Source organism: Tolypothrix sp. PCC 7601 (genome assembly GCF_025677855.1).
Lineage (GTDB): Bacteria > Cyanobacteriota > Cyanobacteriia > Cyanobacteriales > Nostocaceae > Aulosira > Aulosira diplosiphon.
This window is the reverse complement of record NZ_CP064879.1, coordinates 2,461,559-2,475,335: the sequence shown is the minus strand read 5'-3', so window position 1 is coordinate 2,475,335 and position 13,777 is coordinate 2,461,559. Positions and strand designations below refer to the sequence as shown.

Here is a 13,777-nt window from a genome sequence, read left to right as displayed (position 1 = left end):
CAAGTGATTTCCGTAGATAACTTTTATGCAGGCATTAATAAATTTGATTGATTGTCTATGTTACCAAAATGATAATTCTGTATCAGGAGATACGATTTATCTATAAGACCGCTTTCTTTGGCATTTCAATGTAAGAACACAACAAACTGAAATTCGATATTGTCAGGATTTTCCGACATCTCAATCAAAATATCTGTAAGAATATTAAATTTTTATAACAAAAATGAATAAACTTACTGTAAGTAAAAGATGTTTTAATATTTACATTGCATTATTAAATACAATAGTTAGCCGTATTGTTTCTAAGTAAAGGGTTAATAAAATAACATCAAAAATTACAATTAACCCTCATGTATGAATTTAAATTTATGGCAATTCCGTTTTGAGATATTCTTGATAGCCCAGTTGTTCTAGTTTAGCTTGCTTTGCCATTACTGATTCTGATAGAATTTGCCGATATTTTTGGACTTTTTCTAATAATGCTGGTTGATGGCTAGCAAGAATTTGCACCGCTAAAAGTCCGGCATTTTTAGCATTACCAATTGCTACTGTGGCTACAGGAATCCCACCAGGCATTTGTACAATTGAATACAAAGAATCAACACCTTGTAAATTACGAGTAGCAACAGGAACACCAATTACCGGGAGAGGAGTTAAAGCAGCAACCATTCCGGGAAGATGAGCCGCTCCACCAGCACCAGCAATAATCACTTTAATACCGCGTTGGTGTGCTGTTTGTGCATATTGCACCATGCGTTCTGGGGTACGATGAGCAGAAACGATCGCCACTTCAGCTTCTACACCAAACTCTTCACAAATTGCGATCGCATCTTTCATGGTGGGCAAGTCAGAATCGCTGCCCATGATAATACCGACAATGGGAGACATAAAATTTTAGATTTGGGATTTTGGATTATTGCCGACTATTACATCTAAAATCGGTTGAGGTTTAGTTATTTTCCCGTCAATGTGATGACTAAAGCAACACCAAGAGCGATCGCCAAGAATGTAGATATCATTAATGCCAGAGTCCCAGGGTATAAAAACTTGCAGATGCTCTTGATTAATGAGGCTGGAATTATCGAGCAAATTCTGCCGATGACTACTGTATTTAAGCGAGTTGCTGGGCCAGATTTGCAAGTTTTAGATATTGCGGGTGATTGGATTTCTTTAGGCGGTGTTGATTTACAGATTAATGGGGCTTTAGGTTTAGCATTTCCGGAATTAGAACCTAATAATGCTGAGTTATTGCCTAAAATATCGCAATTTTTATGGGATGCGGGCGTTGATGGTTTCTTGCCTACATTAGTAACAACTTCTGTGGAAAATATTCAGCGATCGCTAGCAATTATCGCTGATTTTATGCAAACTCAAACCACAGGTTCTCAAATTCTGGGTGTACATTTAGAAGGGCCATTTTTAAACTCTCAAAAGCGCGGCGCGCATCCTGCTGAATATCTCTTGCCTTTGACGCTAAATGAAGTGAAGCGGGTTTTGGGTGACTATGCCCATGTTGTGAAAGTTATCACCCTCGCACCAGAGTTAGATCCAACTGGGGAAGTCATTCCATATTTGCGTTCTTTGGGCATCACCATCAGTTTAGGGCATTCTCAGGCGACAGCCGCCCAAGCACAACAAGCCTTTGAATTAGGCGCAACAATGGTTACCCATGCTTTTAACGCTATGCCACCATTACATCACCGCGAACCAGGATTATTAGGCGCAGCAATTACCCATCCTCATGTGATGTCTGGTTTTATTGCCGATGGACAGCACGTTGTGCCCACAATGTTACAAATTCTCATTCGTGCGGCTTGTGGATTATTCCTCGTCAGCGATGCCTTGGCACCTTTGGGATTACCCGACGGCTTGTATCCTTGGGACAGTCGGCAAATAGAGGTTAAGCACGGTACAGCAAGACTACCTGATGGAACACTATCTGGAACAACTTTACCCTTGTTAGTTGGTGTGCAAAATTTAGTGAAGTGGGGCATTTGTGACATAGAGACAGCCATTATACTGGCTACTGATGCACCTAGACGCGCGATCGCACTCCCAGGCATTTCTCCCAGCCAACCCGCCAATTTATTGCGCTGGCATTGGCAGGAAGCTACACGAGAGTTGACTTGGCAGCGATTGTTCATGTAAATTTCTGTAAGCTTAAATTTCGATTATCATCTAATTATTTAACTTTTGTAAAATTTAAGGTTTTCTTTAGAATTAATAATTTAATATTTTATTTAGATTCTTCGCAGCACTTTTATGGATTTGCAGGAATCGGAGAGTTGTAATGAATGTATGCCTTGTGAACTCCAAGATTTTACGTCAACTGTGGTCTGTAGTTGAACAAACCCAAACCAGCACTCTGGTGGGATTGAATGATACAGACTTAGCCAAGCAGTTGTTAGGACAGGTTGATAGCAAAACAGCACTCAGCCGTGAAGAAAAGAATTCGTTAAGTGATTACATATTCTCTAGAACTCAACTCATACGTGATTTAGCTTTTGCACGGGCGGCATAAAACGTATTAAATATTACCGTGTTAGTTTTGCTTAATGTTTAAGTGAAGTTTATATTTTTAACTTCGGTATTGAAAACTCCCATCGTCATATGGATTCTCCCAGTTACCTCAGCTTCACAGTGCTGGGGTTTTTTATTGTAATTGGGCATGGGGCATGGGGCATTGGGCATTGGGCATGGGGCATTGGGCATTGGGCATCGGGCATTGGGCATTGGTGATTTTACTTCTATTACCCATTACCCCTTACCCCTTACCCATTACCCATTACCCCTTACCCATTACCCATTACCCATTCCCCATTCCCCAACTAATACCCAGGTTCTCCCAGCAATACAATTGAGCATTTCAATTCTCTAAGCACTTGGGTTGTGACGTGGCTGACGGCTAATCCGCCGGCGGTGCGATAACGGACGGAACGTAAGACGGCTAAATCAAATTTCTCAGCTTCGCGGATGATGACTCTAGCGACATCATCACCCTTAATGGTTTGAATGTTGGTATTTACCTGTAACTGACTTTTAGCAGCGATATCAGATAATTGAGCAGCAAATCTGTCTACTAAATGTGGGGGAGTTTTGCGATCGCTCACATGTAACAATACCACTTCTGCTTGATTGACATCAGCCAAAATTTGAGCAAACCTAATAGCGCCTATGGTTTGGCGTGTTAAGTCCCCCACTGGTACAAGAATTCTTTGAATAGTTGTGGGGCTACTTAAAAGGCGTGTTACAGCCACCGGACAGTGAGAAGACCAGAAGACACTATCAATCACACTACCAAATAACCTGGCCCGCAAACCTGTTGTCCGCGACCAACCCATAACAACCAAACTAGCGTTTTGTTCTCGACTAGTGCGGCTAATTCCTAAAGCTGCATCATCATCAATCCGAATTGCTGGTGAAACTTCTACGTCAAATTCTTGACTGATTTCTCGAGTTAAATTTAATCTTTGCTTACTTTCCTCCAGTGCTGTAACTAATTGCGGATCATCCATTTGGATATGAGCTTTAGTAATAGCTAATGGCACAATTCTTCCCGATTCATGACGACCAATCAGGGCTGCCATTTCTATCAGATAGCGTTGGGTTTGGGGATTGTATATCGGTACGATAATTGTAAAGGGATCGTGTTTATCTTCTACTAGTTGTTCCTGTGAATTATCCCACCAATTTGTCAGCTTATCTGTGGCAAAATCTGATTCAGAAACTTGTAATGCAGTTGCAACCCTGGCGGTGATTACTGGGCCAAGAATTGCGGTAACTAGCATTAGCACAATCACACTGTTTAATACACCTTCGCTAATTAACCTTTCACCTGCAGGATTGACAGTTTGATACGCAACCAATGTAGCTGCTAGAGTAGCTGCTACCTGTGGTAATGATAATGACCACATAGTTAGCATTTCTGCTGTGTTGTAGCGGTAAAGCAGTTTAGCTAAAAATGCTGCTATAAATTTACTACAAATTAAAGCTACTACAATTACTACAGTTAACCAAATAGAACTGAGAGTTTTGATAAAAGCCGGAATATCAATTAATAATCCCATGTCTACAAAGAAACAAGGGATAAACAAAACACTCCCAATAAACTCTACTTTTTCTTTGACTGGACTGCGTCCGAGAACATCGTTAACTGCTAAACCTGCTAAAAATGCACCTACAATTTTTTCAACTCCTATTATCTGCGCTCCTACAGAAGCTAAAAATAATGCTAATAATATAAATAAAAACTGATTACTTTGTTCATCTCCAGTGCGGCGAAAAAACTGTTTTCCTACCCAGTCAAAGCCAAATAGAACTACTATAGAGTAAATAGCTAAACCGCCTAATAAAGTTGCCAAGCTAATAGCTGAGAATTCCCCACCATGAATTCCCACACAAATTGCTAGTACTAATAAAGCACCTGTATCGGTAAAAATAGTAGCACCGATTGTCACAGTAACGGCTTCATTGGTAACTACTCCCAAACGGCTGACAATGGGGTAAGCCAAAAGAGTATGTGAGGCAAGTAAAGAACCAATTAAAACCGAAGCATTCCAACTAAAATTAAATAAACGCCCGGCAGCAATTCCTGCAATCAATGGTACTAAAAAAGTTAAAGCTCCAAAACCTATGGAGCGATTTTTAGTTTTACGGAACTGTTCTAAATCAATTTCTAACCCTGCTACGAACATCAAATAAATTTTGCCAATATCCGAGAGCAGTTTGATAGTATCAGACTCAGAATCTAACAACTTTAAGCCGTTTTGTCCTAAAACCACACCTGCTATTAGTAAACCCACTAATCCAGGTAATTTCAACCGTTCAAATATTGGAGGTACAGTAAAGATTACTGCCAAAAGAATTGTAAAGGCAATAATAGGAGTTTCTGCTAATGAGCTTAGATTCATTTTTAAACAAGAAAGGTATTTGGTAAAATTAAGCATTCTAAAATTAATTTTAGAATGCTTATAACATAACAATTTGATATTGTTATTTCACAAATTGTTATGTTTTCAGAAATAATATTTTATAGCTTAAAGGGTGTAGTAGTTTTTGTAATTCTACCTTGAGATAGTGTTTCTTATATCTATAGGAAGAAATAATCTATGCAAACTGAATATTTAGTTAAGTTTGATATAGCCAGATTATTTAAATATTTGATAATAGCAAAATCTTGCCAATAAATTATGATTATTATATCAAATTTAAAAAATAATGTGACAGATTGTAGGGGCAAGGCAATGCCTTGTCCTCTAGAATATCATTGATTTGTCGCAAACATTATTTGATGTGGTATTAGATAGCAGAAATATTTAATTTTTGAAGAAAGTAATACAATTCCCAAAGGCTTTTTCCAGCAACTTGTTGCCTAGCTACGCAAGTATTTTCCCATACAAGTAAAATATTAATCTAGAAAAATCTTTAAACTGAAGCGTTCTGCATGGTTCCTATCAATGATAATTTTAAGCATTGGGAGACCTTAGAAATGGAAGTTTATGAACGCAGCCGACGATAAAACGATTGTTCGTGAGTATTTTAATTCCACAGGGTTTGACCGATGGAAGCGGATTTATGGCGATGGCGAAGTTAACAAAGTCCAGCTAGACATCCGCAATGGACATCAACAAACAGTGGATACAGTAATCGGCTGGTTAAAAGCTGATAACAATTTAGCAACCTTGTCAATTTGCGATGCTGGGTGTGGTGTAGGTAGTCTCAGCATTCCTTTGGCAGCAGAAGGTGCTAAAGTCTACGCCAGTGATATCTCTGAAAAAATGGTAACAGAAGGCAAGGAGAGAGCCTTAGAAGCTTTGGGAAGTTCTGAAAATCCTACCTTCGCTGTGCAAGATTTAGAATCCTTAAGTGGTAGTTACCATACTGTGATTTGTTTGGATGTTCTCATTCATTATCCTCAAGATAAAGCCGATGAGATGATTTCTCATTTATGCTCATTAGCACAATCACGGTTAATTTTGAGCTTTGCACCTAAAACCTGTGCGTTGACTCTACTTAAGAAAATTGGTAGCTTCTTTCCCGGCCCCAGTAAGACAACTCGCGCCTATTTGCACCGCGAAGCTGATGTCATCAAAATTTTAGAAACTAACGGCTTTGCTGTACAGAGAAAATCCTTAACTAAGACTCGCTTTTACTTCTCACGTCTCTTAGAAGCGACACGTGTTTAAGGCACTTCCAAGAATACTACATTGTTAATTGTTGACTGTTGACTGTTAACTGTAAACAGTCAACAATTAGCAACTTTTACGCAGAATAAGTAAGTTGGTGGAAATAAAGCAAACTATGTTAAAAAACGTAAATAGGCTTGAAATCCTTACCAATGACCAATGACCAAGGACAAATGACAGCCTCAGCCAGATATCTTTAATTTCGCCAACCTACTTATTTGATTGTTAGGTGTTTTCTTCATTATTGTGAGCCATAGAAAGTTTTATACTTTCTTTACAAGATTCTTGCTAGCTTTGTGCAATTACTGGAACCTCAGCCAAAGTAAGGTTAGAATCGCAAGCAAGGTTCAACTCTGAGATGGAACTATGAAAACTGCTGAAAAATTAGCCGCAGGTTGGCTACTCACACTCGGATTTATGTTTTTAACCCTATCAGTCTCAGCAGGAATTGAGAAACATAATATGTTGAAGCCAATCCCATCAGCAATAGAGGAGGATGATGGGCCGAACTTTGTTAATAAGGAGGCGTTGTATCTACTAGATACTACTGCTAGGCAAGGTCTAATTTTCGGAGTTCCGACTTTAATTTTGGGGGGATGGCTCAGTTTAGGATTATATCGTCAAAGCAGGCAAGAGAAGAAAGCCATAAATCAACAAATGAACGATCGCCTGCAATCCATTTTCTATCAAATGCTACAAGAAAATAGGGGCAGAATGACCCTTGTCGGCTTTGCAATTAAATCAGACTTACCTGCGATCGCAGCTAGGCAGTATTTAGATGAGAAAGCTAAAGAATTCAATGCTAATTTTAAGGTAACCGAAGACGGCGGTATATCATATCATTTTGAGATTTAACTGAAATCTCTGTTAGCGGTTGACTGTGATTTACCGCTAGCCCATACCTTAATTTACAGCTAGGTCTAATGACGCAGATTTTTTTAAGCATAGCTGCCATTTTAGGCGGTTTATCTGTTGCCGGCGGAGCCTTTGGTGCCCATGCTTTAAGGGAAAAAATTAGTGAGCGATCGCTCGAAATTTTTGACACTGGCACTCGTTACCAAATGTACCACGCTCTAGCACTGTTAATAGTAGCGCTGCTACTGAGTCGTACCGAGTCACCGCCAGCCACTCTTGTAGCAAGTGGTTGGCTGTTTATTATTGGTATTGCTATTTTCTCAGGAAGTCTGTACGCCCTGAGCTTGACTGGTGTGAAATCTTTAGGCGCGATCGCACCTATCGGAGGCGCAGCTTTTATCGCTGGTTGGGGTGCATTAGCGATCGCTGCTTGGGGTTTGAAATTTTAGATTTTGAGACAATTAGGAGTTAGAAGTGAAAAGTGAAATTTTCTAACTCCTAATTCTTGAGCATTTTAGAAGTAGAAATATTCATCACAGAATTATCGAGCCAGATTAGGGCTACGAATAAAGACTTTCAGCTTTGCAATATATTTTATTTGGAGGTTGGTTAAAGTAATTTAACAGCGCTGGACATAGCCAACCTTGCATCTTTTTCTTACTCCAAGAATACCAGTGACCGTTATTTTCTACTCTTAACCAAAATAGTTCTACTTGATAACCAGGGAAAGGATAAGCAGAAAATACCAGTTTGAAACCTTCATCAACATGAGCTACATCTTGAACTAGAGTATCAACTATTTCAGGTGTACCACTGATAAATGGTTCTTGGGCTAATCCCATATATTCATCATCAAATACCCATGTTTGAGATATTCGATATGGATAAATCACCATTAATGAGTTTGCCATGATTTTAATTTGGTTGTAAGTGAATTTTTGACAGTAATTGCTAGCAATATATATTAGTTTTTTAGCTACAAAAATGCTTTTTTATTAATTAATGGTTGTTATAGAAGAGAATCTTTCATTTTTGCTAACACTACGTTTTGAAGTTAATTGAAAGTTCCAAATAGGGCTAGAGAACGACAAGCTGTAGATAACACTGATATAAGAAAAATCCAAAAAAGCCGCAGCTAGTCTTGGAAAGCTGGGGGATTAACTATCTAATCTCAAGATTGTAACAATGATATTTCATTAGTGACACTGTTATTTAAACTGAATTTGCAATAAAGCCAAAATTCTCGGTTTTACGTGAATTTTGTGCTAATTCAGTTTAATTACTGAGTATTAAATTAGAGATACATTAGTAAAGTTGACGAAAATAAAAAGTATAATTCCTAACGCTTAAGGACGTAGTTAATTTTGCAACAAGTATATTTAACTAATATAATTCAATAGTGTTTAAGGTTATAAGGAAATCTTCCGTAGGGTGTGTTACGGCTAAGAAAGGATTTGGAACACAGAAACAATGAAATTTAGCCGTAACGCACCATCCATGCAACGGTACGTTAGGCGATAAAATAGTTATTTCGTGACAAATCATATTGAAAATCAGCGCCCTTCAAAAGGGGGACTTTGATAAATGTTTTCTAGTTACCCCCTTTTTTCAAGGGGGGTTAGGGGGGATCTAATTCTATGCAGCCTCATAAATAATTGGTAAGTAGTTAAACATAATTAATTACACAATGTCATTGCGAATGGAGCAAAGCGGAATGAAGCAATCGCAAGGGCTGGGATTGCTTCGCTGCGCTCGCAATGACTGTAATTAATTTTGCGTGGTTACTTATTACTGCCCCACATCTAAAGTAAAGTAGAAACTCTTGTCAACAACTTTATTACTGCCATCATATTTAATAATAGGAATCATAGCTTGGTGCATTCCTGGTTCAACTTTCCAGCTTTGAGAGAAATTGCCGACTTTATGACAAACACCTGCGTTAATTGGGAACTGGCTAGGAGTTGATAGAAACTTTTGATAATTCTCAACTCCATTTTTGAAAAGAAAAGCTTTTGCCTCTAATTTATTCAGGCTGACTGCATTAGGTACGCAATAGTTGAGATTTAAAACCTTTAAATTGTCTCCTGCTTTGAGTGGAATCCGTTGATGCTTATTCACTTGTAGAGGTTCATCGCTATTAATCTGCACAGTCAGATTAGCAACACAAATTTTAGATTGATTGCATTCTGAATTAGTTTGCTGCAACGAGATTGTAGAAGTAGTAGCAAGAGGAGGTTTCATTTCTGGATTACTTTTGCTGATCAAAGCAACCAAAACAGCAGCACTAGCAGGAATAAGTGCAACGAGGATAGGAGTAATTAATTTTAAAGTTGTAACTCTCATATTTAGTAACTTCCACAAATTTATTTATGTTCAATTACTAGATTATTTGGATGTCTACAACTTGTCTGTATGTGAGAGTAGGAACTATAACTAATGCTATTTTTTAGGTAGGTAGGTCAAAGTAGGTTAATGTTGGATCAAAATAAACTATGCCAGCTTTATTAAAAAAGGTGAATTGCGCTATCACTAATGAAGCCTGCGTAGGCAGGCTACCCTGCGGGAAGCCGCTACGCGTCTATGTATGTATAGCTCCAGACTTATAGTCTGAGAGCGATTTTTGCAACTGCACCTTGATCATTGTAATTATTGCAATACAGCGTTTTTTATGCCAAAATACATCCCAGCTTAGGCTGGTATTATTAATTACTAACAGTTCTGATAACTCATGAACTCAGAAGACGCATTTGAATTTATGAATGGGCTAATTTTGGAAAAAACAAAAATTAGTCTGAATGAATGTGAACGGGATGTCTTTCTGGGAATATGGGCAAGCAAGACTTATGGGGAGATTAGTCAGGAGAAGAATAGAGATTATCAATATGTTAAAGAAACTGGCCCTAAATTATTTAAAAAAATTGGTACTATTTTTCAAATAAATCTGAATAAAAATAATTTTAAGCCAACAATAGAGCAATTATATAGACAGTATACTTTACGAAAAATCTCAGAAATTTCACAGCGCGACGATGTAATTACCAATCTCTCTATTGCACAGCAAGACAGACCTGTTTACACAGATAACCCATTTATTCCCCTGAATGACATCATCACCGAACAGCATCAATTGTTTGGTCGGGAAAGAGAAATTACAAGAGTATTTGAAACTTTAAATAGTGGGAGTAGCGTAGCGCTGATTGGTGAGAAAAAAATTGGCAAGTCTTCTTTACTTCAGGCTATTTACCAACAAGCACCAAATCGACTGCTAAAACCCCGCAAGGCAATTTATCTCAATTTAAGCCTTATTTTTAATGACGATGACTTTTATGATGAACTCTGTAATAAGGTGGAAATCCCTGTAAGCAAAGGTCGGCAATTAATTCGTGAGTTACAAAAACAGCAATTATTGCTTTTATTAGACGAAGTACAACAAATGACTTGGGATGGTTTTACAAGGGAATTTCGTCAACAACTACGCGGTCTGGCTGACGGACAAGCTAACCCACCTTTGCGCTTGGTAATAGCAGCTAGCGAACACTTGGATGTTCTGTTTCCTGATAGCCGAGATAATCCTTCACCTTTTCAAGGTGTTTGCATTGAAGAAGTTATTAAGCCTTGGGGCAAAAATATTGTGCGTGGGTTTATTGACAGTCGGTTAGGGAATACTCAGGTGAGTTTTACGGAAGAGGAAATCATTAAACTAATTCAAGGAAGTGGTGGACACCCGCAACGGCTTATGTATTTGTGTCATCGAACTTACTCACGGTATATGGAGGGTATCAAAACTGCGTTATGAGTCAACACCAGCCTGTACCGCGTTTAAATTTAGCGCCTAAATTACGCCGTCCTCTGTCGCTGTGGAATCCCTTGGATTATCTACGCCTGTTGTACTGGGTATTTTATTTTCCCCAAGCTTTGCTATGGTATGTAGATACTTTTGGGGGTGGGTATATACCTGAAAGTGCAATGAATTGGCAAAATTCCATACAGCGTCAGTTGCTTTTCCAAGGGTTAGTGTTAACAGTAGTTACACTACTAGTTGTCAGTATAATTTTTGAGACGATAGGCGTTCCTGTTGACTGGTTCAGCGTGGCGTTCGGCGTGGTGGTAGGTGCGTACGGCGTGGCGTTCGGCGTGGCAGTAGGCGAGCGGTTGGGCGTAGCAAGAGGCGTGGCGTTCGGCATGGCGCTAGGCGCTGCGCTAGGCGTGCCGCTAGGCGTAGCAAGAGGCGTGGCGTTCGGCATGGCGCTAGGCGTGGCGCTAGCTGTGACCCTAGGTGTGGCGAGAGGCGTGGCGGTTGGCGTGGCGCTAGGTGTGGTTGGTGTGGCGCTAGGCGTGGTGCTAGGCGCGTTAGGTGTGGTGCTAGGTGCGTTAGGCGTGGCGCTAGGCGTGCCGCTAGGCGTGGTGAGAGGCGTGGCGCTAGGCGTGCCACTAAGCGTGGCGAGAGGTGTGGCTGTCGGCGTGGCGGTTGGCGTGGTGCTAGGCGTGGTGCTAGGCGTGGTGCTGGGCGTGGTGCTAGGCGTGGCTAGAGGCATGGCGGTCGGCGTGGCGGTTGGCGTGGTGCTAGGCGTGTACGGCGTGGCTGTCGGCGTAGCGGTCGGCATAGCGGTCGGCGTGGCGGTTATGCGTCCAGAGAATTGGCTAGTTGGCTTACCTTTGAATTTACAAAAAATCCCAAATGGTAGTTTTTTACTTCCCCGTATTACTTCAATTCCCTTACTTAATCTTGATAAGCAGTTGCAGAATTGGTTGCAACAAGATTGGGAAACAGCTTTGCATAATACTAATGAATTGCTAGCTTATACTCTGCAATTTATTCCTGTTGTACAAGCAGTGAATAAAGTACTTGCCAAAATCCCATCAGAGGAAATTATTTGGCATATCTCTCGGCTAGTTGAAGCTCCTTTTGATTGGAACCTAGTACGTTTTGCCTCAACTTCTCTAGAAGAACAACTAAAATCAGACGCAGTCAAAGAGTTTTTTATTCTCCCTCGTTCTTGGAGGGAAAGGTTACAAGCTCGTTTGCTTACAGACCCCCGCTTAGATACTCCTGCTCGTGCTGCTGCTGCTGGTTTTTGGTATCTGCATGAAGGAGAACCAGCAAAAGCAACAGAGGCTTTTACTGTAGTGCGTTCTCTTCTCTATGGTGAGGAAATGTATACTCTTGCTCAAAATCTTGCAACATTTCACGTAGCTAAAGAACCAGGCTCTATTGCTGCTGTAAAATTATTTACTTTCCCGCCAGAACCCCTTTTACGTCCAGTTACTTGGCAAACAATTACTAGCCTGCGTCGAGTTGTTGAAGATGTCCAGTTTGTTAATCGCAGTGTATCTCGTTCAGCTAAGTCTTTGGCTCTCAATCGCGCTTTAGGAGAACTTACTAACATCCTCAATCAAGCTGATAATTTGCCGCAAGCAGAACGCGGATTAATTGTAGATATTGCCCAAACTTGGCAAGAAAGCTTGTTACAAATCGCTGGTGAGGTGGGGGAATTTACCATCACCAAGCCTGTGGTTAATCCTTATATAGTAGGCGACCCGGTTCAAGGTAATCTCTTTGTTGGGCGAGAAGATATCATCAGACAGTTAGAAGAACTCTGGGTGATGGGTCATCAACTCCAGTCTGTAGTTCTCTACGGTCACAGGCGTATGGGTAAAACTTCTATTTTAGTTAACGCCGCTAATTCTCTAGGTTCAGGGCTTCAGCTAGTTTATGTCAACCTGCTGCGGTTGGGTGATACTCCGCAAGGAGTTGGCGAAGTGCTAATGGCAATAACTGATGAAATTTCCCAAGCTGTTAATATTGCACCACCAGCCGATGCAGATTTGATCAACCTTCCCTACCGGACTTTTGAACGCTATTTCAAACAGGTAGAAGCACAGCTAGAAGGTGGATTAATCATCGCTTTAGATGAGTTCGAGAAAATTGAAGAACTAATAGAAGCGGGAAAAATCCCCCAAGATTTTATGGGATTTCTGCGAGGGTTGGTGCAAATGAGTTCTAAAGTTGCCTTTGCTTTTGCTGGGTTGCACACTTTGGAGGAAATGACAGCAGATTATTTTCAACCTTTCTTTGCTAGCGTCATCCCCATCCATGTAGGATTTTTGAAACGTGCAGCTACTAGGCAAATTCTAGCTAACCCAGGTGAAGACTTTCTTCTTGACTACACCTCAGAAGCGTTAGATGAGATTTATGCTTTAACATCTGGTCAACCTTATTTAGTGCAACTGCTGGGATTCCAGCTAGTGCGCGGCTACAATGACTTTGTGTTTGAACAGGGACGTTCTCGTAGTCCGGTTTTTAAGGTGGAAGATGTCGCCGCAGTTATCAACGATCCTGAGTTTTTTAAGCGGGGACGCTACTATTTTGATGGGGTTTGGGGTCAGGCGATGCGGGGTGCTGATGGTCAGCAGGCGATAATACAGGTACTTGCACCGCATCCTGAAGGGTTAAGTTTAGATGCTTTAGCTGAGTCTACGGCTATGGGTAGGGAACAGTTACAAGCTGCGCTTGGTGTTTTAATGCGTCATGATGTGGTTGCAGAAAATGAGGGAAGTTGGCGAATTATTGTAGAACTGTTTCGCCGTTGGGTTTTGCAAAAACATCATAGGTAATTGGTAATTCGTAGTTCGTAATTCGTAATTTGTAAGGTGAATTTAATGTGAAGTTGCACACATTTTGATCCCCCTAAATCCCCCTTCAAAAGGGGGACTTTGATAGATATTTTCTGGTTCCC

At 40.3% G+C, this 13,777-nt stretch carries 11 protein-coding genes; 7 read left to right on the top strand and 4 right to left on the bottom strand.

The genetic code is table 11. The annotated features are described in order from the left end of the window. Positions 1–366: 366 nt before the first annotated feature. On the bottom strand, positions 367–888 hold the full coding sequence (gene purE, locus HG267_RS10380; RefSeq protein ID WP_045869524.1) for a 5-(carboxyamino)imidazole ribonucleotide mutase: 522 nt from the start codon (positions 886–888) through the stop codon (positions 367–369). 84 nt (positions 889–972) lie between these two features. On the opposite strand from purE, the gene nagA reads away from it, so the two are divergent. Beyond that, positions 973–2,148 carry an N-acetylglucosamine-6-phosphate deacetylase gene (nagA, locus tag HG267_RS10375; protein ID WP_045869523.1) on the top strand — a complete coding sequence of 392 codons (1,176 nt, stop codon included), beginning with the start codon at positions 973–975 and terminating at the stop codon, positions 2,146–2,148. Positions 2,149–2,290: 142 nt separating this feature from the next. Continuing rightward, positions 2,291–2,521 (top strand): hypothetical protein, encoded by a 231-nt coding sequence (locus HG267_RS10370; RefSeq protein WP_045869522.1) that lies wholly within the window; start codon positions 2,291–2,293, stop codon positions 2,519–2,521. Positions 2,522–2,828: 307 nt separating this feature from the next. Here the strand turns inward: HG267_RS10370 and HG267_RS10365 are convergent, their stop codons facing one another. Then, complete coding sequence (locus tag HG267_RS10365) at positions 2,829–4,910, bottom strand: cation:proton antiporter (RefSeq protein WP_045869520.1); 2,082 nt, start codon at positions 4,908–4,910, stop codon at positions 2,829–2,831. Between the two features lie 588 nt (positions 4,911–5,498). On the opposite strand from HG267_RS10365, the gene bchM reads away from it, so the two are divergent. The 3 genes from bchM (at position 5,499) to HG267_RS10350 (ending at position 7,489) form a co-directional block, all read left to right on the top strand. Further along, positions 5,499–6,185 (top strand): magnesium protoporphyrin IX methyltransferase, encoded by a 687-nt coding sequence (bchM, locus tag HG267_RS10360; protein ID WP_045869519.1) that lies wholly within the window; start codon positions 5,499–5,501, stop codon positions 6,183–6,185. Between the two features lie 366 nt (positions 6,186–6,551). Further along, the gene (locus tag HG267_RS10355) at positions 6,552–7,040 is read left to right on the top strand and encodes a hypothetical protein (RefSeq protein WP_045869518.1); all 489 of its coding nucleotides are present in this window, start codon (positions 6,552–6,554) and stop codon (positions 7,038–7,040) included. A 68-nt stretch (positions 7,041–7,108) separates the two neighbouring features. Then, positions 7,109–7,489, top strand: coding sequence for a DUF423 domain-containing protein (locus HG267_RS10350; protein WP_045869517.1), 381 nt, complete (start codon positions 7,109–7,111; stop codon positions 7,487–7,489). Positions 7,490–7,600: 111 nt separating this feature from the next. Here the strand turns inward: HG267_RS10350 and HG267_RS10345 are convergent, their stop codons facing one another. Both HG267_RS10345 and HG267_RS10340 read right to left on the bottom strand, forming a co-directional pair. Continuing rightward, the gene (locus HG267_RS10345; protein ID WP_045869516.1) at positions 7,601–7,951 is read right to left on the bottom strand and encodes a DUF6717 family protein; all 351 of its coding nucleotides are present in this window, start codon (positions 7,949–7,951) and stop codon (positions 7,601–7,603) included. Positions 7,952–8,828: 877 nt separating this feature from the next. After that, positions 8,829–9,383, bottom strand: a complete 555-nt coding sequence (locus HG267_RS10340) for a hypothetical protein (protein WP_045869515.1) — start codon at positions 9,381–9,383, stop codon at positions 8,829–8,831. A gap of 385 nt (positions 9,384–9,768) precedes the next feature. On the opposite strand from HG267_RS10340, the gene HG267_RS10335 reads away from it, so the two are divergent. Together HG267_RS10335 and HG267_RS10330 are read left to right on the top strand one after the other, a co-directional pair. Then, a complete protein-coding gene (locus HG267_RS10335) occupies positions 9,769–10,836 on the top strand; it encodes an ATP-binding protein (protein WP_052335135.1) in 1,068 nt (355 codons plus the stop codon). Continuing rightward, on the top strand, positions 10,833–13,655 hold the full coding sequence (locus tag HG267_RS10330; protein WP_045869514.1) for an AAA family ATPase: 2,823 nt from the start codon (positions 10,833–10,835) through the stop codon (positions 13,653–13,655). Before HG267_RS10335 ends, HG267_RS10330 begins: the two co-directional genes overlap by 4 nt. Positions 13,656–13,777 lie beyond the last annotated feature (122 nt).

Excerpts from the sequence above, each read along its gene's own strand:
- HG267_RS10330 (WP_045869514.1), top strand. The coding sequence starts at position 10,833 with ATGAGTCAACACCAGCCTGTACCGCGTTTAAATTTAGCGCCTAAATTA.
- bchM (WP_045869519.1), top strand. The coding sequence starts at position 5,499 with ATGAACGCAGCCGACGATAAAACGATTGTTCGTGAGTATTTTAATTCC.
- HG267_RS10370 (WP_045869522.1), top strand. The coding sequence starts at position 2,291 with ATGAATGTATGCCTTGTGAACTCCAAGATTTTACGTCAACTGTGGTCT.
- nagA (WP_045869523.1), top strand. The coding sequence starts at position 973 with ATGACTAAAGCAACACCAAGAGCGATCGCCAAGAATGTAGATATCATT.
- HG267_RS10345 (WP_045869516.1), bottom strand. The coding sequence starts at position 7,951 with ATGGCAAACTCATTAATGGTGATTTATCCATATCGAATATCTCAAACA.
- purE (WP_045869524.1), bottom strand. The coding sequence starts at position 888 with ATGTCTCCCATTGTCGGTATTATCATGGGCAGCGATTCTGACTTGCCC.
- HG267_RS10355 (WP_045869518.1), top strand. The coding sequence starts at position 6,552 with ATGAAAACTGCTGAAAAATTAGCCGCAGGTTGGCTACTCACACTCGGA.
- HG267_RS10335 (WP_052335135.1), top strand. The coding sequence starts at position 9,769 with ATGAACTCAGAAGACGCATTTGAATTTATGAATGGGCTAATTTTGGAA.
- HG267_RS10340 (WP_045869515.1), bottom strand. The coding sequence starts at position 9,383 with ATGAGAGTTACAACTTTAAAATTAATTACTCCTATCCTCGTTGCACTT.
- HG267_RS10365 (WP_045869520.1), bottom strand. The coding sequence starts at position 4,910 with ATGAATCTAAGCTCATTAGCAGAAACTCCTATTATTGCCTTTACAATT.
- HG267_RS10350 (WP_045869517.1), top strand. The coding sequence starts at position 7,109 with ATGACGCAGATTTTTTTAAGCATAGCTGCCATTTTAGGCGGTTTATCT.